The organism is Brachybacterium sacelli, from assembly GCF_017876545.1.
Classification (GTDB): Bacteria; Actinomycetota; Actinomycetes; order Actinomycetales; family Dermabacteraceae; genus Brachybacterium; species Brachybacterium sacelli.
The window spans coordinates 1,468,790-1,494,484 of the sequence record NZ_JAGIOD010000001.1 but is presented as its reverse complement, the minus strand read 5'-3'; the positions used below and the strand labels follow the sequence as shown (position 1 = coordinate 1,494,484).

At 69.4% G+C, this 25,695-nt stretch carries 24 protein-coding genes; 4 read left to right on the top strand and 20 right to left on the bottom strand.

The features are described 5' to 3' along the window. Positions 1-9: 9 nt before the first annotated feature. The 11 genes from JOF43_RS06585 to JOF43_RS06535 form a co-directional block, all read right to left on the bottom strand. Positions 10-1,041 (bottom strand): nucleoside hydrolase, encoded by a 1,032-nt coding sequence (locus JOF43_RS06585; protein ID WP_209900449.1) that lies wholly within the window; start codon positions 1,039-1,041, stop codon positions 10-12. Next, positions 1,038-1,889, bottom strand: a complete 852-nt coding sequence (locus tag JOF43_RS06580) for a carbohydrate ABC transporter permease (protein ID WP_209900447.1) — start codon at positions 1,887-1,889, stop codon at positions 1,038-1,040. Before JOF43_RS06580 ends, JOF43_RS06585 begins: the two co-directional genes overlap by 4 nt. 2 nt (positions 1,890-1,891) lie before the next feature. After that, entirely contained in the window at positions 1,892-2,788 is an 897-nt protein-coding gene (locus tag JOF43_RS06575; RefSeq protein ID WP_209900445.1) for a carbohydrate ABC transporter permease, read from the bottom strand. 14 nt (positions 2,789-2,802) lie between these two features. Beyond that, the gene (locus JOF43_RS06570; protein WP_209900443.1) at positions 2,803-4,107 is read right to left on the bottom strand and encodes an ABC transporter substrate-binding protein; all 1,305 of its coding nucleotides are present in this window, start codon (positions 4,105-4,107) and stop codon (positions 2,803-2,805) included. Continuing rightward, complete coding sequence (locus tag JOF43_RS06565; RefSeq protein WP_209900441.1) at positions 4,104-5,120, bottom strand: LacI family DNA-binding transcriptional regulator; 1,017 nt, start codon at positions 5,118-5,120, stop codon at positions 4,104-4,106. Before JOF43_RS06565 ends, JOF43_RS06570 begins: the two co-directional genes overlap by 4 nt. A 257-nt stretch (positions 5,121-5,377) precedes the next feature. After that, on the bottom strand, positions 5,378-6,316 hold the full coding sequence (locus tag JOF43_RS06560) for a sugar-binding transcriptional regulator (protein WP_209900440.1): 939 nt from the start codon (positions 6,314-6,316) through the stop codon (positions 5,378-5,380). A 42-nt stretch (positions 6,317-6,358) separates the two neighbouring features. Next, positions 6,359-7,069 carry a glycerophosphodiester phosphodiesterase gene (locus JOF43_RS06555; RefSeq protein WP_209900438.1) on the bottom strand — a complete coding sequence of 237 codons (711 nt, stop codon included), beginning with the start codon at positions 7,067-7,069 and terminating at the stop codon, positions 6,359-6,361. 21 nt (positions 7,070-7,090) lie between these two features. Next, entirely contained in the window at positions 7,091-8,470 is a 1,380-nt protein-coding gene (locus JOF43_RS06550) for an ABC transporter substrate-binding protein (RefSeq protein WP_209900436.1), read from the bottom strand. A 37-nt stretch (positions 8,471-8,507) separates the two neighbouring features. Then, the gene (locus JOF43_RS06545) at positions 8,508-9,431 is read right to left on the bottom strand and encodes a carbohydrate ABC transporter permease (RefSeq protein WP_209900434.1); all 924 of its coding nucleotides are present in this window, start codon (positions 9,429-9,431) and stop codon (positions 8,508-8,510) included. Further along, positions 9,431-10,384, bottom strand: a complete 954-nt coding sequence (locus tag JOF43_RS06540; RefSeq protein ID WP_209900432.1) for a carbohydrate ABC transporter permease — start codon at positions 10,382-10,384, stop codon at positions 9,431-9,433. Before JOF43_RS06540 ends, JOF43_RS06545 begins: the two co-directional genes overlap by 1 nt. Before the next feature lie 252 nt (positions 10,385-10,636). Then, on the bottom strand, positions 10,637-11,938 hold the full coding sequence (locus JOF43_RS06535; RefSeq protein WP_209900431.1) for an MFS transporter: 1,302 nt from the start codon (positions 11,936-11,938) through the stop codon (positions 10,637-10,639). Positions 11,939-12,035: 97 nt separating this feature from the next. Here JOF43_RS06535 and JOF43_RS06530 point away from each other — a divergent pair, with 97 nt between their 5' ends. From JOF43_RS06530 to JOF43_RS06520, 3 genes are all read left to right on the top strand, one after another. Beyond that, the gene (locus tag JOF43_RS06530; protein WP_209900429.1) at positions 12,036-13,001 is read left to right on the top strand and encodes a DUF6772 family protein; all 966 of its coding nucleotides are present in this window, start codon (positions 12,036-12,038) and stop codon (positions 12,999-13,001) included. A 5-nt stretch (positions 13,002-13,006) separates the two neighbouring features. Then, complete coding sequence (locus JOF43_RS06525) at positions 13,007-13,336, top strand: hypothetical protein (RefSeq protein ID WP_209900427.1); 330 nt, start codon at positions 13,007-13,009, stop codon at positions 13,334-13,336. A gap of 101 nt (positions 13,337-13,437) precedes the next feature. Further along, complete coding sequence (locus JOF43_RS06520) at positions 13,438-14,457, top strand: LacI family DNA-binding transcriptional regulator (protein ID WP_209900425.1); 1,020 nt, start codon at positions 13,438-13,440, stop codon at positions 14,455-14,457. A gap of 25 nt (positions 14,458-14,482) precedes the next feature. Here the strand turns inward: JOF43_RS06520 and JOF43_RS06515 are convergent, their stop codons facing one another. The 9 genes from JOF43_RS06515 to JOF43_RS06475 all read right to left on the bottom strand — a co-directional run bounded on the left by JOF43_RS06515 (position 14,483) and on the right by JOF43_RS06475 (position 25,151). Next, entirely contained in the window at positions 14,483-15,664 is a 1,182-nt protein-coding gene (locus JOF43_RS06515; protein WP_209900423.1) for a serine hydrolase domain-containing protein, read from the bottom strand. A gap of 492 nt (positions 15,665-16,156) precedes the next feature. Next, positions 16,157-16,603, bottom strand: coding sequence for a thioesterase family protein (locus tag JOF43_RS06510; protein ID WP_342592098.1), 447 nt, complete (start codon positions 16,601-16,603; stop codon positions 16,157-16,159). Continuing rightward, positions 16,600-17,586, bottom strand: coding sequence for a 3-hydroxyacyl-CoA dehydrogenase NAD-binding domain-containing protein (locus JOF43_RS06505; RefSeq protein WP_209900421.1), 987 nt, complete (start codon positions 17,584-17,586; stop codon positions 16,600-16,602). Before JOF43_RS06505 ends, JOF43_RS06510 begins: the two co-directional genes overlap by 4 nt. Then, entirely contained in the window at positions 17,583-18,479 is an 897-nt protein-coding gene (locus JOF43_RS06500; protein WP_209900419.1) for a beta-keto acid cleavage family enzyme, read from the bottom strand. The genes JOF43_RS06505 and JOF43_RS06500 overlap by 4 nt, the downstream gene beginning before the upstream one ends. Beyond that, on the bottom strand, positions 18,476-19,543 hold the full coding sequence (locus JOF43_RS06495; protein WP_209900418.1) for a TetR family transcriptional regulator C-terminal domain-containing protein: 1,068 nt from the start codon (positions 19,541-19,543) through the stop codon (positions 18,476-18,478). Before JOF43_RS06495 ends, JOF43_RS06500 begins: the two co-directional genes overlap by 4 nt. A 109-nt stretch (positions 19,544-19,652) precedes the next feature. Further along, positions 19,653-21,653, bottom strand: coding sequence for an ABC transporter ATP-binding protein (locus JOF43_RS22545; protein ID WP_245354035.1), 2,001 nt, complete (start codon positions 21,651-21,653; stop codon positions 19,653-19,655). Then, positions 21,653-22,570, bottom strand: coding sequence for an ABC transporter permease (locus tag JOF43_RS06485; protein ID WP_209900416.1), 918 nt, complete (start codon positions 22,568-22,570; stop codon positions 21,653-21,655). Before JOF43_RS06485 ends, JOF43_RS22545 begins: the two co-directional genes overlap by 1 nt. Further along, entirely contained in the window at positions 22,570-23,529 is a 960-nt protein-coding gene (locus JOF43_RS06480; protein ID WP_377783893.1) for an ABC transporter permease, read from the bottom strand. Before JOF43_RS06480 ends, JOF43_RS06485 begins: the two co-directional genes overlap by 1 nt. Then, complete coding sequence (locus JOF43_RS06475) at positions 23,526-25,151, bottom strand: ABC transporter substrate-binding protein (RefSeq protein WP_209900414.1); 1,626 nt, start codon at positions 25,149-25,151, stop codon at positions 23,526-23,528. Before JOF43_RS06475 ends, JOF43_RS06480 begins: the two co-directional genes overlap by 4 nt. Before the next feature lie 182 nt (positions 25,152-25,333). On the opposite strand from JOF43_RS06475, the gene JOF43_RS06470 reads away from it, so the two are divergent. Beyond that, on the top strand, positions 25,334-25,540 hold the full coding sequence (locus tag JOF43_RS06470; RefSeq protein ID WP_209900412.1) for a zinc ribbon domain-containing protein: 207 nt from the start codon (positions 25,334-25,336) through the stop codon (positions 25,538-25,540). Positions 25,541-25,695 lie beyond the last annotated feature (155 nt).

Genomic DNA, 25,695 nt, shown 5'->3' with positions numbered 1-25,695 from the left:
CGGCGAGATTCACCGATCCGCTGCGCGGTGGAGGGCCGCATCGTCCTGGGACAGCACGTCCAGGAGCAGGTCGACGAGACGGGCGTTGTCCACGTCGACCACGACCGAGATCTCCGGCGTCTCCGGGAGCGCGATGCCCGTCGCCAGCTTGACCTCGTCCGCGTTCCACCGAACCGGTCGCGAACGCACGATTCCCCCCAACTGCACGTCGACCGAGCAGCTCTCGGTCCTCACCAGTCCCGGCTCGAGGAGGAAGGCCGCGGCCAACGGATCGTGCAAGCGACAGCCGGGCAGGTCGCGCGCCATCTCGCAGTACCGGATCCAGGGCTCCGTCGTGGCGGAGAGGTACTGCGCCAGAGGCGTCCGCACCTTGCGCAGCCGGGCGATGTCCTCGAGAGTCAGCGTCGTACGGATCGTCACGTCGAGCGGGACGAGGGTGATGTCCGCGCCGCTGGACAGGACGATTCGCGCGGCCTCCGGGTCGATGCCGAAGTTGAGCTCCTGCAGAAAACCGGGGACATCGAACGCCCCTCCCATGATGACGATGCGCTTCGCCTCGCGCGCGATCTCCGGGCGAAGCTGCAGCGCATGGGCGATGTTCGTCAGCGGGCCCACGGCCACGAGCGTGATCTCCCCGGGCTCCGCGCTGATGCGACGCACGATCTCCGCCGCGGCGTCGTACCGGTGCGCCGGCTCGAAGTTCCTCGGTTGATCGACGCCGTCCCACAGGGCCGCCGCCTCCTCGGAGGCTCTGTTCTCCTCACGTCGGATCGCCCAGGGTCCGGACGGCTCGACGAGCGCTTCGGCGGAGCCGGCGTGGACCGGGATGTCGACCCCGATGTCCTCGAGCATCGTCCGGGCCACCCGGTAGCCGACGTCGCGGTGGGTGTTGCCGGTGACGATCGTGACCGCCTCCACGCGGATCCGTGGGGACGCCAGCAGCAGGCCCAGGGCGAGACCGTCGTCGATATCGGTGGCCGGCACTCCGTTACCGGGGTCGCAATCCAGGATGACGCGGTCGGTGGTGGTCGTGGGGGTCATTCTTTGCTCCCTGAGGTCGAGGCGGATCCGGTGAAGTGGCGCTGGAAGAACAGCAGCAGGAGGAGGGGGATGACGGCCGTGAGGATCGCGGCGGCGAACATCTGGCCGAAGTCGACCCCGGTCTCCTGGGCGAAGTCGGCGATCGCGACCGGAGCGACGCGGACGTCCGGCGCGGGGGCGACCAGGAGCGGCCACAGGAAGGACTGCCACTGGAAGACGAACAGGATGAGGCCGGCGCCGATCAGCGGCCCGCGCGAGAGCGGGAGGTAGATCCTGCGGAACACCCCGAACCAGCTCAGGCCGTCGAGGCGTGCAGCCTCGCCGAGGGAGGCGGGGATACCCAGGAAGAACTGACGCAGCAGGAAGATCGACAATCCGTTGCCGAGAGCCGGGAGGACCAGGCCCGCATACGTGTTCGACAGGCCCAGGTCACGGAAGGTCGTGGACAGAGGGATGGCGATCGCCTCGAACGGCACCAGGAACGAGACCACCATGACGGCGAAGACGACAGAGCGCCCCGGGAAGTCGAGGCACGCGAGCGCGAAGGCTGCCAGAGCGGCGACTCCGAGTCCCAAGGTCACACTGAAGAAGGCGACGACCACGGAATTCAGCAGCGCGAGCGAGAACGACCCGGACAGGACCTCGAGGTAGTTGGACAGGGTGAAGTTCTCGGGGACGACCGTGCGCCAGCTGATCGGCGAGAGGTAGCGGAACACGTCCTCCCCGGGACGCACGGAGGAGATCACCGCCCACAGCAGCGGGGCGATCGAGACGAGGGCGACGGGGATCGCGATGAGCAGCGACCGCCGGCCCGTGCGGCGTTCGCGAGTGGTGGCGAAGTCGGTCATGATCACTCGTTCCCCGGGAGCAGGCGGAACTGGACGGCGACGACGGCGACCACGATGACGATGAGCACGATCGTCGCCGCGGACGCGGCTTGCGTGTCTCCGAACGCGTACGCACGTTCGGAGATGTTGTACATGATCAGGTCGGTGCTGCCTTGCGGTCCGCCCTGGGTGAGGACGCGGACTGGAGCGAAGACGAGGAAGTTGGAGACGGTGTCCGCGACGAGGACGAACAGGAGCGGTCTGTGCAATCCGGGGATCGTGATGTTCCAGAACTGGCGCCAAGGTCCCGCCCCGTCGATCGCGGACGCTTCGTAAAGAGACTCCGGGATCTCCCGGATCCCGGTCACCAGGAACGTCATCCAGTAGCCGACGCCCACCCACGAGCACACGATGATGACCGACCCCAGGGACCAGCCGGGTTCGGTGAGCCAGGGGACCGACGGGAGCCCGAGCGCCGTGGCGATGCCGTTGAGAGGACCGTCGGGCCGGAGCAGGACCAGCCACACGATCGCCGAGACGACCTGCGGTACCGCGATCGGCAGCAGCAGCAGAGTGCGCCAGAGACCTGCGAGGGGCAACTGTCGCGTCAGGAGCACCGCGAGGCCGAGGGCCAGAGCGATCTGCAGCGGATTGATGACGACGGCGAACAGCAGCGTCACCCGGACCGAGTTCCAGAACGACGGGTCGCTGAAGATGTAGGCGAAGTTGGACAGCGGGGAGCGTTCGCTGCCCAGCGGCACGGCCTCACCGAATGCCTGGATGGTGGGCACGACGCGGAGCAACAGCAGGAGGACGATCGCGGGAAGCAGGAACGGGATCGCGGCCCGCCATCTCCGAGCGGCCCGCCGGCGCCGGGTCGCGGCACGGACGGCGCCCGTCACCGAGGTGTTCGTGGACATGGGAGCTCCTTCGCTCAGCGGTTGTCGTCGCTCTTGGCGAGCTCTCGTTGCCGTGCGAGTTGTCGCTCGAGCGTCTGCTGTGCATCGGTCAGGACCCGAGTGACGTCCGCGCCGGTGCTCAGGTCGGTGAAGGCGTCGTTCATCGTGTTCTCGAACTGCACGTAGCCCACGCTCGTCGGGCGGTGGCGGGCGTATTCGTCGCTGTCCGTCCGGAAGAGCTCAGCGAAGCCCTTCGTCTGATGGGGCGCGAGGGCGGTGAGGTCCTCCACGTAGAACTCGAAGGCGGTCGGGTTCACGGGCGGAAGGCTCAGGATGCTCGAGGAGAGGCGCGCCCCTTCCGGGTCGAGGGTCGCGAACTGCACGAACTCTCGGGCGAGGTCCTGCTTCGTGCTGAACGAGCTGATACCGATGGCCCAGGAGTCGGTGGGAGTGACGATCGGACCGTCCTCGAAGTACGGATGGGGCGCCATGTCCCAGGCGGAGGCGAAGTCCCCCTCGGCGAGCTCCCCGATGCCCGAGGCGCCGCCGAGCAGGAAAGCCGACTGTCCCGAGCGGAACAGGTCCACCATCTGCGCGGGGTCGACTCCGCGGGGCATCACACCGGAGGCGAAGAGATCTGCGTACCACTGCCCGAAGGCGATCCACTCGGGCGCGTCGACGGCTGGAGAGAGGCTGTCCTCGCCTACGAGTCCCGGGCTCGCGCCGAAGGACTCGATCATCGGCTGCACGGCGTAGTACCGGTTGACCTGATCCATCGCGAGGCCGTAACGAGTCTGCCCACCGTCGATCATCGCTCGTGCCACGTCCAGGACCTGCTCCCAGGTGAGTCGGTCCTCCGAGGAGCGTCCGGGCAGGTCCACGCCTGCGGCCTCCAGCACGCCCCGGTGATAGAAGAGGAAGTTGTCGCTGGTCCACAGGGGGTAGGCCCACTGACGGTCCTGCGCCGTGATCGAGTTGATGCCGACGTCGCTCGCGTTCTCGCGCATGGCGTCCACGTGCGCAGACTCATCGGTCAGGAATCCCTGCTCCACCATCCCGGCGAGGCGCGGAGGGTCCACCGACATCACGTCGATGCTCGAGTCGCCGGATGCCAGGCGCGCCTGGATCTGTTCGACCAGCTGCTCGAAGGGAACGCTCTGGAGCTCGATGCGCACTCCGGGGTGCGCGTCCTCGAAGGCCTCGACGACGTTGTCGTAGGCACCGCTGTGGGCGTTCAGGAAGGTCAGCGTGTTCTCGTCGCCGGCCCCTGAGGAGCACCCGGCGAGCAGACCTGTCGCCGCGAGGGGCGCTGCGAGCACTGTCCTGCGGCCAATGGTCATCGGTCGGAACCTCCCTGGTCGGAGGTGGCTTCTGTGCACCCGCACGAAGCGCGACGGACGAGATCGAAATCGCAGACTATGCTGCGTGCCCGACTCCGCGGGACCCGGACCAACTCGAGTGCGTGGGAAGCGAGTTCGTCGAACCGTTGCGAGATGGTCGACAGCGACGGCACGCAGTATTCCGAGGCCTCGGTGCCGTCGACAGCCACCACTGCGGTATCAGTGGGTACCCGAGTGCCCCTCTCATGGGCAGCACGGAGAAGGCCGACGGCTTGCTGCTCGCTCGCGACGAACACCGCGTCGACGGGGACGTCCGAAGAGAACAGCTCGAGGCCGGCGAGGTAGCCGCCCCGACGGTCGAACCCGGTGCGATGCACCCGGCGGGGATCCACCGGGAGTCCGGCGCTGCGAAGAGCGACCTCCCAACCCTGTGCACGAGCTTCGGCAGTGACGAGGGAGCTCGGTCCGCTCACCAGGCCGATGTCCGTACGCCCATGGCCGATGAGGTGCTCGGTGGCGACGCGGGCAGCTTCCACGTTGTCGATGCCGACGGTGCTGATCTCGGGTTCCGCCAGAGTCCGATCGAGCAGTACGACAGGGATTCCGGCATCCCGCGCGGAGGACAGTTCGGTCTCCTCGTCGACCGGCACCACGACCAGGCCGTCGACACGACGGCTGATGAAGCTCTGGATGAGATCCTCTTGGCGCACCGCATCCTCGGCGGAATCGCCGAGCAGGAAGACCAGCCCGACATTCGAGGCCACGTCCTCCAAGGAGTGGCCCAGCGCGGTGAAGAAGGGGTTGGACAGGTCCGGGACGATGAGTCCGAGTGTCCGCGTTGCTCCCGACGCGAGAGCCCTGGCGATGCTGTCCGGTCTGTACCCCGTGGCCGCAACCGCCTCGAGCACCCGGCGCCGCGTCGCGGGAGCGACCGGCCGAGGACCGTCATTGAGCACATAACTGACCACGGCAGTGGACGTCCCTGCAGCGAGGGCCACGTCGGCGCGAGTCACCCTCCGCGCGCCACGGACGGGACGACCGGAGGCAAGGTCGGGTTCCGCAGGCCCCTGGGGGACATCATGATCGTCTGTAGCCCTGAGGGCTCTGGACATGGGCCACTTCCTCGATAGCGATTGTGCTCGCCCCTCGCATCTACTCGCGTAGACGCTGCGCGTAGACCGACACTACGACGCCTCGCCGGGTGTGACAAGGACCACATGCAGAAAGGTCGGATCCACAGACGGCACGCAATACCCCGCCGCCTGCGCCGTCACCCCTCCTGCGCCACCAGGGCCAGCTCGGCGGAGCGGACATCGGTGATGACCACGTGGGCCAGCCCGGAGCGCAGGGTGGCCAGGACCGCGCGCTCCTTGCCTGCCCCGCCACCGATCGCGACCCGCAGCGGCACGTCGAGCAGATCCTTCTCCGAGATGCCGATGAATCGGTTCTCGAGGCCGCTGACGGAGTTCCCGTCGATGTCGAGCAGATTGGTGCCGATCTCGGCCACCACGCCGCGCGCCTCGAACGCCTCCCGTTCCCCGCTCTCCGTGAGGATCTGCGCCAGCAGCGAGGAATCCGGCCAGCCGCCGATGGTGAGGAACGCCTTGGTGGCGTGGCGGAACCGCCCCATCGCTTCCTTGATCACCGGATGCCTGAGGATCGGCCGGGCCTCCGGGTCGATGAGGATCGGCACGTACAGCGGGTAGGTGGCGCCCCCGGTGGCACGGCCGATGTTCGAGATCACCTCGACGCCGTCCTCCAGACGGGACCAGCCCACCCCCGTCAGCTGCACCACATCGGCCCAGGGCAGTGACGGGACCGCCCGGGAGGCGAGCACGAGCGTCCGGCCCGGGGTGAAGCCGAGGACGTCGTCCTCGACCACCGTGTCCTGGAGGTACCGCGCCGTGATGGAGGCGATCGCCCTGCGCACCTCGAGCACCTGAGCGGACCGGGAGGCCACGACGAGGGCGGACTGAAGGCCATAGCTCTGGGCGAGCCGCGTGGAGAGCTCGACGTCGATCGGGTCCTCCACCGTCGCCCGCACTTCGATGAGGCCGAGATCGCGAGCCCGTCGGACCATACGGGCGGTCACGAAGCGCGACTTCCCGATCTCCGCAGCGATCTCGTTGACCGTGCGGCCATGGGCGAGGTTCTGCACGGCGACGTAGACGTGGAGAATCTGCTGGTCCAGGGACAACGATGCGCTCACAGGTGCATGTTAACGCCGCATATGTGCACCCCTGGAAAGCTTTCAGGGGCCGACCTCGCGCAGCCACTGCTGGGCGGTCGCCGGATCATCCGAGGTGGTGCCGTCGGCGCCCAGTGCCACGGCCCGGCGCATGTGCTCGATCGTGCGCAGCGGCCACACGTGCAGCTCGAGCCCGCGCTCGCGGACCGCGTCGGCGATCTCCTCGCTCAGCCCTTCGAACCCGGTGGCGAAGCGGGAGGCCCGCGTGTACTTGACGAGTCCTTCCCACCCGCCGTCGAAAGCATTCGCCGTCTCCACGCTGTGTCGGATGATGCCGCGACGGATGTCGGGCATCCGCTCCGAGGCCTCCCGCAGCGCATCCGCATCGAAGCTCATCAGGTAGGTGCGAGCAGCGGCCTCCGGACGGGCGGCGAAGAAGTCCGCCAGGTGCTTCACCGTCTCCGGGGCCTTGATCTCCAGCTGGATGACCGTACTGGTCGCGTCGTACATCTCCGCGAGCGAGACCACCCCGCGGCCCGAGTCGAGGACCACCGCCTGCAGCTCGGCGAGAGTCATCTCCGCGGCGGGTCCGCGGCCGCGCGCCGAGTCGTCCCCCGCCGTGCGGTCGAGGGTCGCGTCGTGCAGGAGGAAAAGCTCCTCATCGGCGCTGAGCCGTACGTCGAGCTCGATCTCGTCGACGCCGATCTCCTCCGCCAGCGCATACGACTCCAGACTGTTCTCCGGCGCATGCGCCATCGCGCCTCGATGTCCCACGATCAGCATCCTTGCCATGGCCTACTCTCCCACTCTCTGTTCGTACTTCTCCCGGACCCGGTCGATGGCGGGCTCGAGCTCCTTCTCCATCCGGATCAGCACGTCCTCGGCGTTCTCGCCTGCCGAGTAGACCGACTGGATGGCGTCCTTCGCCTCGACCAACGTCTCCGGCACGTAGCGGCGTGCGACGTCGGGACCCTGGGCGATCTCCAGCTGGTCGATGGCGACCTGGTAGTTGGGATCCCCGGCGGCGCGGGCTGCGATCTCGGGGGACTCCATCGCCGCCTTCGTCGTGGGCACGTAGCCGCTGCCCAGCGTCCAGTTCACCGAGGCCTCGCCGCTGCTGAGGTATTTGATGACCTCCCAGGCGGCCTGCTTGCGCTGCTCGGAGGCGTACTTCATGATCGACAGCCCTCCCCCACCGGTCGGGACGCCGGCGCCCTCCTCCCGAGGCAGGAAGCCGCAGCCGAAATCGAAGGTCGCGGCCTCCTTGATCCCGGAGAGGGAGCCCGTCGATTCCAGCACGCTGGCGCAGGCCCCGGAGACGAAGTCGCCCTTGGCATCGGCTGCCAGGTAACCGGAGTTGTCGTCGTGGATGAACGCCCGGTCGTACTCGAGCGCGGCGATCGACTCGTCCGTCGTCAGCGTCATCGTCAGGCCGTCGGAGTAGGCGCCGCCGAACGCCCAGATCGATCCCTGGAAGTACCAGTCGTCACCGCCGATGTACCCGCGCATCGCGACCTCGTTGCCCTCGAACGTGAAGCCGGCGAGCTCGCGCCCCCACTCGGCGTACTCGGTGTAGGTCTCGGGGGCCCGGTCGGGAAGCCCCGCGGCGGCGAACACCTCGCGGTTGTAGTAGAACAGCGGCGTGGAGCGACCGAACGGGATCCACCAGATGTCGTCCTTCACGGTGCCCTCGGCGAGGAATCGGTCATGGAAGCTGTCGGTGCCGAAGGAGTCGTCGAAATATCCGGTCAGCGGCTCGAGAGTCTCGGCGAGGTAGAAGCGGTTCCAGATCACGTCGCTGAGGACGGCGATGTCCGGGACCTGACGGGCCTGCAGGCTCGCGGCGAGCTTGGACTCGACACCCTCGTAGCTGTCGAAGATCTGCACCTCGCAGAAGATGTCGTCCTGCTCCTCGTGGAAGGCGTCGAGGTTCGCCTGGATCACCTCGGCGTTGTGCTCGGTGTACGAGCTCCAGATGACCACCCGCTGGCGGTCCTTGAACTGCTCCGGCACATCACCACCGGGCTGCTCGAGGACGAGTCCGGTGGTGTCACCGAGACCGAAGCAGCCCCCGAGCAGCGGGACGCCCGCAGCCACGAGGCCGGCGCCCAGGAGGTGCCGACGGGACGGGGCGGGCGCGCCGGTGGAGCGCGGGCGCGGACGGGTGGGATGCATGGCTCTCCTGGGTCGGGTTCGGCGCACGGTGCGGCGCTCAGCGGCCATTGCCGGCAGCGGCACCGGTGAGCCCGGTGACGATGTAGCGCTGGGCGAAGAGGAAGACCAGCAGCATGGGCAGCACGACGATGAGCGTGCCCGCCATGAGGACGCCCCAGTTGGTCAGGCCGTCATTGGACTTCAGGTACATCAGCCCGATCGGCAGGGTGCGCATGTTGACCGAGTTGGTGATGATCAGCGGCCACACGAAGTTGTTCCACTCGTCGATGACGGCGACCAGTGCGACCGTGGCCACGGCCGGGATCGACATCGGCAGGGTGAACGAGAGAAGCCTGCGCAGGTGGCCGGCGCCGTCGACCTCGGCGGCCTCGAACACCTCCGACGGCAGGGACAGGAAGTGCTGGCGCAGCAGGAACGTCCCGAAGGCCGAGGCCACTCCGGGCAGGATCAGACCGGCGTAGGTATTGATCATCCCCAGGTTGCCCATGGTGATGTAGTTGACCAGCAGCGTCACGTGCCCGGGCACCATGAGCGCTCCGAGCATGGCGACGAACAGCCACTTCTTGCCCGGGAACGGCAGGAACGCGAAGGCATACGCGGCGAAGATCGCGAGCACCACCTTGAGGGTCGCGCCGACGGCGGTGACGATCAGGGAGTTCTTGATGAACGCGCCGAACGGGGCGATCTCCCACGCCTGGGCGAGGTTGTCGCCGGTGAACTGGCTGGGCAGCCATTTCAGGGGCCACGTGTAGATCTCCGCGTTCGTCTTGAACGCGGTGGTCAGCAGCATGTACAGCGGGATCAGGAAGACCAGTCCCACCGCGATGAGCAGCAGGAGACCCCACCAGTTGCGCCGGAGGGCACTGGGCCGACGACGAGGGCCGGGCGGGGCGCCGGGATCCCCGGACGCCGCTGCACGGTTCGGGGGCGGCGAGGGCCGCGTGGTGGTGGGGTTCGCCATCAGTAGTGCACCTTCTTCTCGACGAACCGGAACTGCAGCGCCGTGATGACCATCAGGATCACGAACATGACGGTGCCGGCGGCGGCGGAATAGCCGACGTTCGACCGCATGAAGGCCTGCTCGTAGATGAACCAACTGAGGGTGGTCGTCGAGGACGCGGGGCCGCCGTCCGTCATGATCGCGATGATGTCGAAGGCCTGGAACGCCGCGATGGTCTGGGTGATGACCAGGAAGAACGTGGTCGGCGAGAGCAGCGGAAGGATCACCCGGAGGAAGACCTGCACCGGGCCCGCACCATCGAGGCGAGCGGCTTCGAGCACGTCGGAGGGCAGGCCCTGGATCCCGGCGAGGTAGACGATGGCGACGAAGCCCACGCCCTTCCAGATGGACACGATCAGCAGCGCGGGCAGTGCCCAGTCGGCATCGGTGGTCCAGTTGGGCGAATCCGCGCCGACGAGGTTGAAGAGCACACGGGCCAGCCCGTAGTTCGGATCGAAGATGAACAGCCACACCACGGCGATAGCGGCCCCTGAGACCACGTGCGGCGTGAACACGATGCCGGTGACCACGGAGGTGCCGGGGAGCTTCTTCGAGAACAAGGCGGCCAGCAGCACGCCGAGCACGAGGCTGATGCCGACCACCACCACGACCCAGACCAGCGACACCCACAGCACCTTGTGGAAGGAGGGCGAGGCCAGCAGGGAGGTGTAGTTGGTCAGCCCGATGAACAACGGCTCCGGAGAGATGAAGTCCCAGTTGGTCAGGCTCAGGTAGAGATTGGCGATGATCGGCCAGTAGGCGAAGACCGCGATCAGCGCGAGATTCGGGAAGGCGAACGCGGCGAACAGTGCGTAGCCGCGTCGTCGGCGCTTCCGCTGCGCGGCGGCGCGATCCGCCGGCGGTGGCGCTGCGCCGCGGACGGTGCTCGTCGTCGTCTCGAGCTCGACGCTCATCGGACCTCCCGGCAGCCGGTGGGGACGCCGCGGGTCTCGAGCGCCCCGATCGCGGACATCACCGCTGCTCGGTTCCTCATCCCAGATGCTCCTCTCGGTGGAGCGTCCTCGCTCGCGAACATCGCGGTCCCCCGTAGATCCTCGACAGTGCTCCGGAGCCTGGCACCGGAGGCTCCACCGTACGGGCGCGACTCCGGGGCGCCGCCCGGGTGCTCTTTTGAGCGGGCAGCCGCATTCGGCCGCGCACCGGGATCACACGGTCACTCGCCGCCCGTCTCCGGCAGGTGACTGCTTCTGCTCCGGGAGCGCCCAGGTCCCCGCGGCACAGATCGCGCAGAGCACCGCGCAGTAGGCGGCGACGAGCCACGGCCGGCCGTCGAGTGCTCCGGTCAGCGCGGCCGCGACGAAGGGGATGCTGCCGCCGACGATCGCACCGATCAGTTCACGGCTGAACGTCACGGAGGCATAGCGGACGTCCACCTCGAACAGGGTGCTGAGCATCGTCGCCTGGGAGGCGAGGGTCATGTCGCAGCACAGGGTGAAGATCAGGACGAAGGCCGCCCAGATGACCACGGGCGTCCCGGTATCGAGCATCACGAAGAAGGGGAAGACCAGGACAGCACCCGCCAGCGACCCGATGATCATGATGATCCGTCCACCGAACCTGTCGCTCAGCCACCCCGCGATCGGGACCGTCACGATCTTGAGAGCGTTGGCGATGATCACGCCCAGCAGGCCCACGCCCGCCGGGGCGCCCACCTGATTCGCGAGGTAGGTGAGCGCGTAGACGGACGGCAAATAGGACAGCACGTTCGGCGCGATGCTCATGAGCATGGCGAGCGGAATGCGTCGGCCCCCTCGCCGGAGCACCTCGAGGAGCTGGATGCGCTGCGTGCGAGGAGCGCCGCCGGCAGCCTGGAACTCCGGACTTTCGGAGACGCGAAGACGGATGATGAAGGCCGCGATCGCGAGGACCAAGCTCAGCAGGAACGGGATCCGCCATCCCCAAGCGAGGAACTGCTCCTGGGTCAGCGCGCTCTCCGTGACGAAGAAGACGGCCGTGGCCAGGAGCGCCCCTATGGCGTTGCCCAGGCTGGGGATCGCGGCGTTGAGTCCTCGGTGCTCGTCCACGGCGTGCTCGGCGGAGAGCAGCATGGCGCCGGCATATTCGCCACCGGCGCCGAGTCCCTGGAAGATCCGCAGCACCACCAGGATCACGGGCGCCCAGATGCCGATCGAGGAATGCGTGGGGAGCAGGCCGATCGCCGTGGAGGACACGGCCATCAGCAGCAGGGTCACGAAGAGCATCTGGCGCCGGCCGACCCTGTCCCCCAGCAGCCCGATGATGATGCCGCCGATCGGCCGCGCGAAGAAGCCCACGGCGAAGGTGCCCAGGGAGGCGAGCGTCGCCGCGAACTCGTTGCCCGACGGGAAGAACACGTGCGCGAACACGAGGGCCGAGGCGGTGCCGTAGAGCGAGAAGTCGTACCACTCCAGAGCGGTGCCGACGGTCGAGGCGAAGGTGGCGCGCGAGAGGCGCGGAGAAGTCGTCATCGTCTTCCTTCCGAGGGAGTGCTGAGCACAGTAGACCAATCAACCGTGGAACGTAACCCCTTGACGTTAGATAACGTGATCCCTAATGTTGCCGGGCATGACCACACCAGCACAGCCCGCCGACACCGCCGCCGCCCTGCGGGACGCGATCCGGAGCAGCGATCCACAGCTCTCGAAGTTCCGTCCGCTGCCGCGGATCCTCGCGCACGACGACTTCGACACCGGCCTGCACGGTTGGGTCGAGCTCGGCGGCAACTACAACGGCAAGGGTGAGTACGGCTCGCTCGATCGGCACTTCCGCGACTTCCGCCCACCTCAGCTGTCCAGCTGCAACTTCTTCGACGTCGGCACCCACGGCGCGATGTCCGGGACCTACGCGCTCAAGCTCGCGACCCGCCCCCACCCCGGGCACACCGCCACCGGGATCCGACGCCTCACCATGAGCGGGCGCGGCCTGCTGCAGATCGAGGCCTACCTCGCCTACAAGGCCGAGGCCGTCGTCGACCCGGACGCCGAGGACGGCTTCGGGGACATGGAATGGGACGGGAACCGCCACCCCTCCGAGGCCCAGTTCGGCGCCTTCACCGTGGCGACCGACCTGTGCGGGGACGACGGGGTGCGCTACCACACCGTCGTCCGCTACCAGAACGCCGACGAGCAGGGGAACATGCTGCGCCAGTGGCGGTACCCGGTGGTGCCGGAACCCACCCCGCGCGAGCACTACGAAGGAAAGGTCGACTACCCCTACGCCACCGACTTCACCGCACCGAACCCGGAGGACTGGCGGACCTACGGGCAGCCCCAGGAGCTGTGCATGAACGAGGTCCCCACGAAGGTGAACTGGCACTACCTGCGCTGGGTGATCGACACCGAGCGGCGCAAGAACGTCGAGGTCCAGCTGAACGACCGGCTCATGGACTGGTCCGAGGTGCCCGTGCCGATCTACGACGATCGCTACGGCTCGCTCGAGAACCTTCTGAACTTCTACTTCTCGGTGCGCACCCTCAGCGGCCAGCGCAACTTCCTGTACCTCGACTCCGTCGTCATCTCGGCAGATTGGTGAGAACCATGCGTGAATCCCAGACAGCAGTCCTCGAGCGCGGCCTGGAGCTCACCGGGGAGTGCGCCACCGAACCCTTCGAGACGCCCTGGGCCGCGGAGGCCCGCTGGTTCGTCCAGTTCCTCGAGCCGGGCCGCGGCACCGTCTCCCTGCGCACCCAGATCTCGGCCGACGGGCTGACCTGGGTGGACCACGAGAACGCCCCGGTCAACGGCGAGGCCGCTGGTATCCTGACCGCGCCCGTGCGAGATTTCGGGCACTGGCTCCGTCTCGTCGTGACTCCGGCCGAGGGCACCGTCGCGCCGCTCGTGCGCATCGTCCTCTCGCTCAAGGAGTGACCCCTCGCCGGGGGCACGGGGTGAGGACCGCAGGGGCCGATGACCTCGGCCCGTCCTGGTCACGGCGAGCTCACCCGGAGGCACCGCTCGAGAGGAGCAGGATGACCGATCGACGTCATACGCTCGATGACCTCGCGTCCGCGCTCGGGCTCTCGGCGAACACCGTCTCCCGTGCCCTGCGGGGCAAGGACGGCGTCGGCGAGGCGACGCGGCAGCGGGTGCTCGACGAAGCCGGCCGCGTCGGATACGCGACTCCTCGCGCGGGCGCCACCGCGCCGCACCTCGATGCGGTGGCACTGTGCATCCCCTCGGTGACCCATCCCTTCGCCTCCGAGATCGCCGCGGCGATCGAGACCGGCGTGCGCGCCGCCGGGTGCGCACTCGAGGTCTTCGCGACCAACGAGGATCCGGCGCAGGAGGAGCAGATCGCCGAGCAGATCCTCGAGGCCCGGCCAGGTGGGGTCATCACGATCCCGGTGCACGCCGACAGCACGTGCTGGCAGCGGGTCGGCGAAGCCGGGATCCCGGTCGTCACCGTGTCCCGTGAACTGGAGGGAGCCGGATCCGACTTCATCGGGGTGGACAGCGAGCACGGCTCGTACGTCGCGACGCGACATCTGCTCGGCGACGGCTCCGACTCGATCCTCTACCTCGACGAAGAACTGGCCATCGGCACGATCGCCGCGCGCCGGCGCGGCTTCGAGCGCGCCCTGGAGACTGCACAGGCACGGGCCCGGGTACGGATGATCCCGACCAGGCGGTACGAGAACGCGGGATCCCAGTGGCGCGCGCAGGAGGGTTATCGCGCGTGCATGGACGCCCTCGCCGGGGGTGATTCCTTCGACGCGGTGCTCTGCGGCGACGACTTCTTCGCCCTCGGGGCGATGCGCGCGCTCATCGAGAACGGCCGACGGGTGCCGGAGGACGTCCGCGTGGTCGGCTACGGCGACCTGCCGTTCGCGGAGTGGCTGACCCCGTCGCTGACGTCGGTGAGCCTGCCCGTCCGCCTGATCGGCGAGCTCGCCGTGGCGAACGTGCTGCAGCGCATCGGCGGCAGCACCACCGCGCCGTCGCACCGGCTGATCCGGCCCGAGCTCGTGGTCCGGTCCTCCTCGATCTGACCCCCGCGCCGTCGAGGGGTGCCTCTCACCCCTCCGCCAGGATCCCCAGCAGCTCCTTGACCCGCCGGTCCACGTCCTCGCTCCGCATCTCGCAGGGCAGGAAGGAGAAGGCCAGGTTTTTCTCGGGCCAGGCACCGTGCAGCCCACCGCCGGCGCCGGAGTGGCCGAAGGCCGGGCGCACGGGGCCATAGCTGCCGATCGGGTCGTCCAGCTCGAAGCCGAGGCCGAAGCGCACCGGCCGGTCATTGATCACGTCGTCGCCCTCCGACCAGGTGCGGGTCGCCCGCGCCAAGGTTTCGGCCGGGACGATCGGGGCGTCGAGGGCGTCCGGGGCGATGAGCAGGGAGTACAGCTTCGCCATCGCGTCGGCCGAGCCGATCCCGCCCCCGGCGGCGAGCTCCGCCGCGTGGTGCGCCCGGGTGTTGAAGGGCGGGTTCGCGGCGGTCAGGCTGTTGCCGTACATCCGGTCGACGACCGCCCGGCGCGCCGGGTCATCCTCCAGGAAGGTGGAGATCCGGTAGCCGGAGGAGCGGAAGACCGGTGCCACGCGGGCCTCCTCCGCCTCGGGCAGCCCGAGGTGCACGTCCAGGTCGTAGGGCTCGGCCAGCTCGGTGCGCAGCAGAGTGCCGACGCTGCTGCCGGTGGCCCGGCGCAGGATCTCGGCCATGAGATAGCCGTAGGTCAGGGCGTGGTAGGCCACCTTCGTGCCCGGTTCCCACAGCGTCGGCTGCGCAGCCAGGCGCTCGGCCATCAGGATGTTGTCGACGGCCTCGGTCTGATCGACCGGGTCGGGGTCGACGTAGGGCAGACCGATCGTGTGGTCCAGCACGTGGTGGACCCGGGCGTCGACCTTGCCCCGCGCGGCGAACTCGGGCCAGTACTCGGCGATCGGTGCGTCCGGGTCCAGCTGCCCGCGGCCGGTCACCATCGCGGCGAGGGTGGCGGTCAGTCCCTTGGTGCCGGAGAACAGCACCGCGAGCGTGTCCGCGCTCCACGGCCTGCCCTCCGCGGCCATCCCGCCGTGCAGCTGAAGCAGAGGCTCGCCGGCGCGATAGACCGAGAACGCCATCCCGCCCTCGCCGGCGGCGACGTGCCCGCGGAACGACTCGGTCAGGCGCTCGACGAGGTCACCGGGCAGTCCCCCCGCCTCGCGGACGGTGACGGCCTCTCCGGCAGTGGACGCGGTGGACTCGGCGGACGTGGACATCAATGAACAGCTCCTCGAAAGCGATGGATGGTGATGGGCGTGCGGGCGATCTCCGCCGCCCGCAAGGGTGCTTCGTGGGTGATGGTGGGCAGGCGACAGATCTCCGCCGCCCGCAAGGGTGCTCTGGGGCAGCCGGTCTCCGCCGTCCGCAGGGGTGCTCTGGGGGCGGCCGGTCTCCGCCGCCCGCAGGGGTGCTCGGGGGCAGCCGATCTCTGCCGCCCGCAGGCAGGTCCGCTCTGCGCTTGTCAGGTACTGGCGCTATAGCGTGCGCTCTGGCACATGCACCAGTGCGCACGCTATAGCGCCAGTACTCGCACAACTACGACTCAGACTGACCGGGCAGGTGCTGCCGACAGCCCGCCCCGGTAGGTGCTGCCCTGCCGCTCAACCCGCGTCCCAGCAGGTGCTGCGCGCAACCCGTCCCAGCAGGTGCTGCGGACAGCCCGAGCTGGGCAGATTGAGCGGTGCAGGTGCTGCCCGGCCGCGGGGGCGTCAGATCCGGATCGCGCGCCCGATCCAGTCCGGCGCGGACGCGGCCCCGTGCTCAGTGATCCGCGCGGCGACCGCGTCGGGGAAGGGCGCGGCCCGGGCCGGCTCCCCCGCGACGTGCAGGCACAGGATCTCCTCGGTGGCCACGAGCTCGTCGTCCACGGTCATCTCGTGCGCCAGGTGCAGCTTCCTGGCCGCCGAGCCCGCGATGGTCGTGGTCACGGCGAGCTCTGCGCCGCGGGCCACCTCCTGCAGGTAGCGCACGTGGGCCTCGACGGTGTACAGCGAGGAGCCGGCCGCCTCCCGCGAGGCGGCATCGAGCCCGATCCGGTCCATCACCTGATCGGTGGCGAAGCCGAACACGAGCACGTAGTAGGCCTCGGAGAGGTGCCCGTTGTAGTCGATCCAGTCCTCCCGCACGGGGGTGCGGTAGACCGGCAGGGCGCTCACGCGGCGTCCCGGCGCAGCTGGTCGATCACCTGGCGCACGGCGATGATCGCCCGGTCGCGCTCGGCGACCAGGTCGGGCACCGAGCGCCCTGCAGCCTCCTCGTCGCAGCCGGCGACCACGGACTCGCGCAGCTCGTCGGTCAGCTCGGGTGCTTCCAGGCGGGTCCACGGGGACTTCAGGGACGGTCCGAAGTGGTCGAGCATGTGGGCCATGCCTCCGGGGCCGCCGGCCAGGTGGAAGGTGAGCATCGGACCCTGCAGGGGCCAGCGCAGGCCGGGGCCGTCGGTGATGGAGCGGTCGATCTGCTCGACCGTCGCCTCGCCGTTGTCGACCATGTGCAGGGCCTCGCGCCACAGCGCCTCCTGCAGGCGGTTGGCGATGAAGCCGGGCACCTCGCGATCCATGGTGATCACGGACTTGCCCAGGTGCTCGTACCACTGCGAGGCCCACTGCACGGCCGCCGGGTCGGTGGCTTCCCCGCCGACCACCTCGACCAGCGGGATCAGGTACGGCGGGTTGAAGGGGTGGCCCACGACCAGCCGCTCGGGGTTCGCCGCCTGCACGGCCATCTCCGTCATCGAGTAGCCGGAGGTGGAGGAGGCGATCACGACGCCGTCGGCTGCGTGCGCATCGATGTCCGCCAGCAGCTGCTGCTTCATCTCGAGCACCTCGGGGGCGCTCTCCTGGACGAACTGGGCACCGTCGAGGGCCTCGGCGAGGTCGGTGTGGACGCTGATGTTCTCGGGGTCGGCGTTCTCGGACAGGCCGAGCTGGGTGAGCGCGGGCCAGGCGGCGTCGATCAATCGGCGCACGCGGTTACCGGCCTCGGGCGAGGGGTCCCAGGCCTGCACGCGGTAGCCGCGGGCCAGGAAGTAGGCGGCCCAGCCGCCGCCGATGGTGCCGATGCCGACGCAGGCGATCGTGGTGATCGACTCCGGGGCAGGCGTCGCGGGAGTAGTGGGGGTGGAGGCGTCATCCGTCATGCGGCACCTGCCTTCCGGTCGAGCTGGAGGATGTCGCGGGCCTCGTCGGGCGTGGCCACGGCATCGCCCAGGGAATCGATGATCTTCCCGGCCTCCTCGACCAGTTGCGCGTTGGTGGCCTTGACGCCCTTGCGCAGGTACAGGTTGTCCTCCAGGCCCACGCGGACGTGACCGCCCAGCAGCACCGACTGCGCCACCCAGCGCAGCTGGTCACGGCCGATCGCGAAGGACGTCCACTGCGCGCCCTCGGGCAGCAGGTGGACCATCGCGTTCAGCAGTCCGGGGCTCGCCGGGGCGCCGTAGGGGATGCCCATGCACAGCTGGTACAGCGGCGGCGGGGCGATCAGGCCCTCGGCGACCATGACGTTCGCGAACCACAGCTGGCCGGTATCGAAGATCTCCATCTCCGGCTTCACGCCGAGTTCCTTGATGCGAGCGGCGCCCTCGCGGAGCATGTCCGGGGTGCTGACGTAGATCTGGCTGCCCTCGCCGAAGTTCAGCGAGCCGCAGTCGATGGTGCAGATCTCCGGGAGCAGCTGCTCGACGTGGGGCAGGCGCTCCAGGCCGCTGACCAGGTCGGTGCCCGGCAGCTGCGCGGTGGGGTCGCTGGGGTCGATCACCAGGTCGCCGCCCATGCCTGCGGTGAGGTTGATGACCGGATCGACGTCGCTGGCGCCGACCAGGCGCACGACCTCGCGGTAGAGCTCCACGTCGCGGGAACCCTGCCCGGTCGCCACGTCGCGCACGTGGACGTGGACGACGGAGGCGCCCGCGCGGGCGGCCGCGATCGCGTCGGCAGCGATCTGCTCGGGGGTGACGGGCACGTGCTCGCTCTTGCCGGTGGTGTCACCGGCTCCGGTGAGAGCACAGGTGAGGATGACCTTGCGGCTCATGGGTGGTCCCTTTCGTGCGGGGTGGAGTCTGTCTCGGGGGTCGGGGCGGTCTCTGGGGTCTGGGTGGTCTCGGAAGTCTCGGAAGTCTCGGATGTCTCGGAAGTCTCGGAAGTCTCGGAAGTCTCGGAGGACTCAGAAGTCTCCGAAGTCTCGGAGGAAGCGTTCGTTCCGGGGGCGGGGCAGAGCGGTGTCTCGCTCTCGGTGAGGACGACACGGCCGATGAAGCGGTGGAGCTGGGTGCGCATCTGCTCGACGCCGAGGGTGCCGACGAGCACCTTGATGCCGAGGCCGTCCAACAGACTGGTCAGCTGCGTGGTGAGGTCCTCGAGCGGGTCGGCGACGAACACCCCCGCCTGCTGCCCTTCGCGCAGCACGTCGAAGACGGTGCGGTACCAGCGCTGATAGGCGTCGGCCTGGTTCTGTTGGGAGCCGGCCCCGACGGCGACCTCGGACCAGCTCTGCAGCCAGATCGAGAACTCGTGCGAGCCGGCGCTCCCGGTGGGCAGCTGGAGCCCGATGAGGTGTTCGAGCCGTTCACGCGGGCCCGTGATCAGGTGCAGGGAGGCCACCTGCCGATCGAAGGCGAGCTTGACCGAGTAGCGCAGAGTCTCCTCGAACAGCTCCCGCTTGCTGGCGAAGTAGTAGTACACGGCGGCGGTGCTGACCCCGCAGTCGGCGGCGATCTCGGAGATCCGCACCCCGTGCAGGCCGCGGGAGGCGAACAGCCGCCACCCGGATTCGACGATCTCCTGGCGCCGGCGCACCTGCTCCGGGGTCTCGCGGATCTTGCGCGGCAGGCTGGCGGCCGCCGGCACCGCGGCCGGTCCGCTGGCGGAGTCCGAGCCGGAGATCAGCCAGTTGACGGTGACGCCGCCGACGGTCGCGATCCGGACCAGTTCGGCCGGGCTGAACCGTCGGGTCCCCCGCAGGGACTTGGACAGCTTGGTCTCGTCGAGCTCGAGGCGACGCGCGAACTCGCGCTGGGCGAGCCCGGAGTCGGCGATGCAGGTCCGGACCCGGGCCCGGACCCCGTCGGCGTCCCCCGTTTGCGATTCTTCGGTCACGGACTGAACGGTAGTCAGGTGGTGCGATGTCGGCAATGCATCTCCCCTGCGTCGATCGCTGCGCGGGGCGGGCCGTGACCGGGTCGGTCGAGCTCGCCCCCGTCCCGGCCTAGAGGGTCGGGACGTTCTGCAGCAGCTCCTGGGTGTAGGCGTGGCTCGGTGCGGTCAGCACCTGGTCGGTGGGGCCCTCGTCGACGATCACGCCGTGGTCGAGGACCGCGACGCGCTCGGCCACGTGCCGGGCCAGGGCGATGTTGTGGGTGACGAAGAGCATCGACAGGCCCCGCTCCTCGCGTAGACGCGAGAGCAGGTCGATGATGCTGGCCTGGACCGAGACATCCAGGGCCGAGGTGATCTCGTCGCACACGAGCACGCGGGGCATGTTCACCAGAGCGCGGGCGATCGCCGCGCGCTGGCGCTCACCCCCGGAGAGGTCCCCTGGCCGGCGCTCGAAGAACGACCGGCCCAGGCGGACGGCGTCCAGCGCCTCGCGCACCCGCTCCCGGCGCTCGGCCGCGCCCAGCTCACCGGACATCTCCAGCGGCACCGCGAGCGACTGGCCCAGCGTGCGCCGGGGGTTCAGGGAGGAGAACGGGGACTGGAAGACGTACTGGATGTCCTGGCGCTGGCCGACGGTGCGCTGCCGGGTCGAGGTCGCCAGATCCACCCCGTCGTAGCGCACCTGTCCCGTGCCGTGATCCAGCAGCCCGGCGATCACGCGCGACAGCGTGGTCTTGCCCGAGCCGGACTCCCCCAGCAGCAGCGTGCACTCCGAGGTGCGCAGCGTGAGGTCGACGCTGGTGAGCACCTGCTTGTCTCCGTACGACAGCGACAGATCGCGCACCTCGATCAAGGGCTCGCCGGCGGTCAGGGCCGGGGCCGCGTCCTGCCCGGCGGGCTCGTCGGCGCGGCGGAGGGCGGGGAGGGAGCCGGTCGTCGTGGTGCTCGGCTCCGGAGCGGACTCGGCGGCTGCGCCGCGCCGGCCAGGGCCGTCGGCCGCGCCAGGCCGGGCGGTGGCGTCGGCCGCCTCGGGCAGGGCGGGACCGTCAGACGCCTCGGGCCGGGTGGGACCGTCGGCCGCGCCGGCTGCTGCCTGCACGTCCTCCGCGGTGCGGTCCGCCTCCGCACTCTCGCGCTGGGCCAGCTCGGCGGCCTCGGCCTGCTCGGCCGCCTCGACGGCCTGGCGGCGGGCCTCGAACTCGCCGATGCGGTTCGTGCCGGCGAGGTCAGGGACCGCTGCCAGCAGCGTCCTGGTGTAGCGGTGCTGCGGGCTGCCGAGCACCCCCTGCGTCCCGCCCTCCTCGACGAGCTCGCCCTGGAGCATGACCGCCACCCGGTCCGCGATCTCGGCGACGACGGCCAGGTCGTGCGTGATGTACAGGCCGGCGACGTTGTTCGTCAGCGTCATCTCCCGGATGGTCTCGAGCACCACCGCCTGCGTGGAGACGTCCAGACCGGTAGTGGGCTCGTCGAGCACCAGCACGTCGGGATACATCGCGAACGCCATCGCGATGCCGATGCGCTGCTGCTGGCCGCCGGAGAGCTGGTGGGGCCAGCGCCGCTGGTGGGCGTCGTCGTCGGGCAGCCCGACCTCGCGCAGCACGCTGCGCACGCGGGCATCCCGCTCGGCGTCGTCGGCCCCGAAGCCGTGGATCTGGAGCACCTCGCGGATCTGTTCGCCGACGCGGATGGACGGGTTCAGCGACAGCGCCGGATCCTGCGGGATGTAGGAGACGCGCGAGCCGCGCAGGCGACGCAGCGCCTCCTCCCCCAGGTCCGTCATCCCGGCAGGGGAGGTGCCGTGGGAGGGATGGACCGTGACCGTGCCGCCGGTGTGGCTCAGCCCGCGGCGGAAGTGCCCCAGCGCCGCCAGCCCCACGGTCGTCTTGCCGGACCCGGACTCTCCGACCAGCGCCAGGATCTCGCCCTGGCGCAGCCGGAGGTCGACGCCCTTGATGACGTCGCGCCCGTCGGCGGTGGTGCTGATCCGGAGATCGTCGATCTCGAGGATGTTCCCTCCGGCGGCGACCTGGGCATGCCAGGCCGAGCCCTCGATCATCGGGGCGCCGGTGGGCGTGAGGGTCACCTCGGTCCCGCGTGCTCTCGACATCACTTCTCCCCTACGTTCGCGCTCGCGGAGGCCCGGGCGATCGAGTCCGCGATCAGGTTGGTTCCGATGGTCAGGACGGCGATCGCGAAGACCGGCAGCATCACGCCCCAGGGCTGGAGAGCCAGGGCGATGCGGTTCTCGTTGATCATCAGTCCCCAGTCCGCCGCCGGCGGCTGCATGCCCAGGCCCAGGAAGGACAGCGAGGCGATCGCGCCGATCGAGTAGGTCAGGCGCAGCCCGGCCTCCACCGTCAGCGGGCCGGTGATGTTGGGCAGGATCTCGCGGAACAGGATCCGGGCCCGCGGCATCGCGTACATCTCCGCGGCGCGGATGTAGTCCTCGTTGATGACGTCCAGGGTGGCCGAGCGGGTCACGCGGGCGATGCGCGGGGCGTGGGTGACGGCGATGACGGTCACCAGCACCCAGGCCTGCGGGCCCAGCACCGTGATGGCCAGCAGCGCGAACACCAGCTGCGGGATCGCCAGCAGCACGTCGTTGGCGCGCATGATCAGCGAGTCCAGCCGGCCGCCGGTGTAGGCGGCGACCATCCCGAACAGCAGTCCGAGGAACAGGCCGCCGGCGGTGGCGATCACCGCGAAGAGGAGCAGCGAGGTGCCGCCGGCCAGGAAGCGTGAGAGCACGTCGCGGCCGAGGTTGTCGGTGCCGAACAGCCCGGCGCCCTGGAAGGGGCGGGCGGCGAAGTCGGTCGCGGTGTAGCCGGTCGCCCAGGGCAGCAGCAGCGGCCCCAGGAACGCGGTGGCGACGACGAGCGCGGTGAGCACCACGCCGACCTTCGCCTGGCGCTGGGCCCAGAAGCGGGTGACGACGGTGTTGCGCCGATCCGGGACGGCGGGTGCGGCGCCGCGCGCGGCCGACGCGGTGCGCGGCTCGGTGTCGGGGGTGGTGGCCTGGGACATCACGAGGCACCTCCGGTGCGCAGCTTCGGGTTGGCCAGGATGCCGACGATGTCGGCCAGCAGGTTCACGACCACGTAGATCACCGCGACGATCATCGTCACCGCCTGCACGACCTGGACGTCGCGGTAGTTGACCGCGTCGATGAGGGCCTGGCCGAGCCCCGGGTAGCGGAACAGGAACTCGACGACGACGACGCCGCCGGCCATCCAGGCCAGCTGGATCGCGACCACCTGGGCGACTGGGCCGATGGCGTGCGGCAGGGCGTGACGCAGGATCACCCGGCGCTCGGGGACGCCCTTGAGCCGGGCCATCTCGACATAGCCGGAGTCGAGCACCTCGAGCATGGTCGCGCGCATCATCCGCGCGATGTAGGGGGTCACCACCAGCACCAGGACGGCGGTGGGCAGGATCAGCTGGCTCGGGAAGTCCCACACCTGACTGCCCGGCGGAGACATCGTCACCGCCGGCAGGACGGTCAGCACCGTGGTGGAGAAGAACGCGACCAGGGCGATGCCGATGACGAACTCCGGCAGCGCCGCCAGCACCAGGGAGACGCCGGTGATCGCGGTGTCCGCGGCGCGGCCGCGGCGCAGCGCCGACCAGACGCCCAGGGCAATGCCGGCCGGGACGCTGATCAGCGCCGCGGCGACCATGAGGAACACCGAGGCTCCGATCCGGTCGCGCAGCAGCTCGGCGACCGACTGCCCCGAGGCGACCGAGGTGCCCAGGTCGCCTGTGAGCAGTCCGCCCAGCCAGGAGAAGTAGCGCTGCCAGGCGGGCTGGTCCAGATGCATCTGCTGATGCAGCGCGGCGATCCGCTCCGGGGTCGCCTGCTGGCCGAGGATCGCCCGGGCCGGGTCGCCGGGCAGCAGCAGCGTGGCGCAGAAGATGAGCAGGGAGACGGCGAACAGGATCACGAGGCTGATGGCCAGCCGACGGACGATGAGCTTGGCGATCACTTGGTCTCTCCGATCCACACGCGGTCCAGCCGAAAACCTGACAGCGGGATGCCCGTGCGGTTCTCGACGAAGCCGCCGAGGTAGCCCTGGTAGGCATCGACCTGGTTGGCGAATCCCCAGACGAGGTAGCCGCCGCGGTCGTACAGGATCTGCTGCGCCTGCAGCACGAGCTCGCCGCGAGCGGCCTCGTCGACCTCGGCGCGGGCCTGCTCGACCAGCGCGTTGAACTCCTCGTCGTCCCAGTGCGTCTCGTTGAACGGAGCCCCGGGGGTGACGGCGGCGTTCGCCTGGGCGAGGAAGTTGCGGGTGTACCAGAACGACTGCGAGAAGTCGTACCCCAGGTAATCCGTCCAGTAGGCGGTGAGGTCCATCCGGTTGATGGTCACGGTGATGCCGGCGTCGGCGGCGTGCTCGGCGAAGACCTGTGCGGCTTCGACCACGCCGGCCTGGATGGGAGCAGTGGCCAGCTCGACCTCCAGGCCGTCGGGGTACCCGGCCTCGGCCAGCAGCCGCTTCGCCTCGGCGATGTCCTGGGCGCGCTGGGGCAGCTGGTCGGGATAGGCGGGGTCGAAGACGGCGAACATGTCATTGCCGATGGTCCCCTTGCCGGAGAGGACCTGCTCGACCATGCCCTCGCGGTCGGCGGCGAGGCGGAAGGCCTGGCGCACGCGCTCGTCGTCGAAGGGCGCCTTGTCCACGCGCATGGTGAAGGGCAGGTACATGCCGGTCTCGGAGTTCAGGATCCGGATGCGCTCGTCGGAGGCGATGACCTCGGTGAGCGCCGGCGGGATCTGGGCGACGGCGTCGACCTGGTTGGATAGCAGCGCATTGATCAGCGCGTCGGTGTCGTTGAAGTTCAACAGGCTGATCTCGTCGAGGTACGGGCCGTCCGCGCCCCAGTAGTGCGGGTTGCGCGTGAGCACTGTGGACTGGGCGGCAGTGAAGCTCTCGAGCATGAACGGGCCGGTGCCCACCGGGTCCTCGACCGTGAAATCAGCCGGGACGATGATCGAGGTGTACTGGCCGAGCTCCTCGTCCAGTGCGGTGTCCGAGGTGGACAGGCGGAACTCGAGGGTGTGCTCCCCGGTCTTGACGATCTCCTCGAGATGGCCGAGGGCGGCGGCGCCGCTCTTGGGATCCTCGGGGTCGATGATCCGCTCGAAGCTGGCGATGACGTCCTCGGCCGTCATCGGCCGCCCGTCGCAGAAGGAGACGTCCTCGCGCAGCTCGGCGGTCCACACGGTCGCGTCGTCATTGGGGGTGACCGAGGTGGCCAGCAGGGGTTGGAGGACGTAGTCGTCATCGAAGTACAGCAGCGTGTTGTACATGTTCACGGCGCGGGCGATGTCGCCGAGGTTGGTGGCGATCGCACCATCGAGGGTGTCGGAGGCGCCGCCGCCGACGAAGCCGACGCGGACGGTGCCGCCCTGCTGCGGCGGGCCCTCGAGGTCGACCTGCTGCACCGGGACCGCGCCGTCACCGCAGGCGGCCAGGACGGCGCTCAGGCCCAGTCCCAGGCCTCCGCCGAGGACCCCGCGACGGGTGGTCAGCCCCGGGCCGGGGCCGGGGCCTTGTGCGGCCCCGCCGTCGGGCGTCGCACCCGCACGATTCGGTGTAGTCATGAACGCCGATCCCCTTTCGTAGGCAACGGTTGTCCTCAGCGCCGCGGTCGACCATAGCCAGTAGTTGCGACAATCGCAAAGTTGACTGACTGCCATGAAGGGGCTATCGCAAGTTGCGGGGAGGCAGGATCGAGGGGAGGTCCGGGGCGCGTTCGCGGGACGACGACCCGTATCCTGGCCACGTGTTCTTCCTCATCGGGCTCGACACGAAGCTGCGACACCTCGGGGACGGGGAGACCCGCGAGTGCCCGCGCTGCCACAACACCACGCGGTGGCTCCGGATGCGCTCCTTCCGCCAGCTCACGCTGTTCTTCGTCCTACCGGTGCTGCGCTGGAAGCGGCGTCGGTACGAGAGCTGCGGGATCTGCGGAGCCGTGATCGACCTCTGAGGCTCGCGCCGCGCTCTTCCCTCCACCTCACGTCACACCCTCCCTCCGCCCCACGTCACGCCTACCCCTTTTCGTCCGTTCCCTCGATATGCCCCGAAGGAAGCACGTTTCAGGGGAACGGGCGTGCGCAACGCCCCCGCCCCCGGCGAGGCGGG

Coding starts and splice junctions, on each gene's coding strand:
- JOF43_RS06585 (WP_209900449.1), bottom strand. CDS start 1,041: ATGACCCCCACGACCACCACCGACCGCGTCATCCTGGATTGCGACCCC.
- JOF43_RS06530 (WP_209900429.1), top strand. CDS start 12,036: ATGACCACACCAGCACAGCCCGCCGACACCGCCGCCGCCCTGCGGGAC.
- JOF43_RS06540 (WP_209900432.1), bottom strand. CDS start 10,384: ATGAGCGTCGAGCTCGAGACGACGACGAGCACCGTCCGCGGCGCAGCG.
- JOF43_RS06550 (WP_209900436.1), bottom strand. CDS start 8,470: ATGCATCCCACCCGTCCGCGCCCGCGCTCCACCGGCGCGCCCGCCCCG.
- JOF43_RS22545 (WP_245354035.1), bottom strand. CDS start 21,653: ATGTCGAGAGCACGCGGGACCGAGGTGACCCTCACGCCCACCGGCGCC.
- JOF43_RS06535 (WP_209900431.1), bottom strand. CDS start 11,938: ATGACGACTTCTCCGCGCCTCTCGCGCGCCACCTTCGCCTCGACCGTC.
- JOF43_RS06505 (WP_209900421.1), bottom strand. CDS start 17,586: ATGACGGATGACGCCTCCACCCCCACTACTCCCGCGACGCCTGCCCCG.
- JOF43_RS06525 (WP_209900427.1), top strand. CDS start 13,007: ATGCGTGAATCCCAGACAGCAGTCCTCGAGCGCGGCCTGGAGCTCACC.
- JOF43_RS06520 (WP_209900425.1), top strand. CDS start 13,438: ATGACCGATCGACGTCATACGCTCGATGACCTCGCGTCCGCGCTCGGG.
- JOF43_RS06485 (WP_209900416.1), bottom strand. CDS start 22,570: ATGTCCCAGGCCACCACCCCCGACACCGAGCCGCGCACCGCGTCGGCC.
- JOF43_RS06575 (WP_209900445.1), bottom strand. CDS start 2,788: ATGTCCACGAACACCTCGGTGACGGGCGCCGTCCGTGCCGCGACCCGG.
- JOF43_RS06515 (WP_209900423.1), bottom strand. CDS start 15,664: ATGTCCACGTCCGCCGAGTCCACCGCGTCCACTGCCGGAGAGGCCGTC.
- JOF43_RS06475 (WP_209900414.1), bottom strand. CDS start 25,151: ATGACTACACCGAATCGTGCGGGTGCGACGCCCGACGGCGGGGCCGCA.
- JOF43_RS06580 (WP_209900447.1), bottom strand. CDS start 1,889: ATGACCGACTTCGCCACCACTCGCGAACGCCGCACGGGCCGGCGGTCG.
- JOF43_RS06500 (WP_209900419.1), bottom strand. CDS start 18,479: ATGAGCCGCAAGGTCATCCTCACCTGTGCTCTCACCGGAGCCGGTGAC.
- JOF43_RS06545 (WP_209900434.1), bottom strand. CDS start 9,431: ATGGCGAACCCCACCACCACGCGGCCCTCGCCGCCCCCGAACCGTGCA.
- JOF43_RS06570 (WP_209900443.1), bottom strand. CDS start 4,107: ATGACCATTGGCCGCAGGACAGTGCTCGCAGCGCCCCTCGCGGCGACA.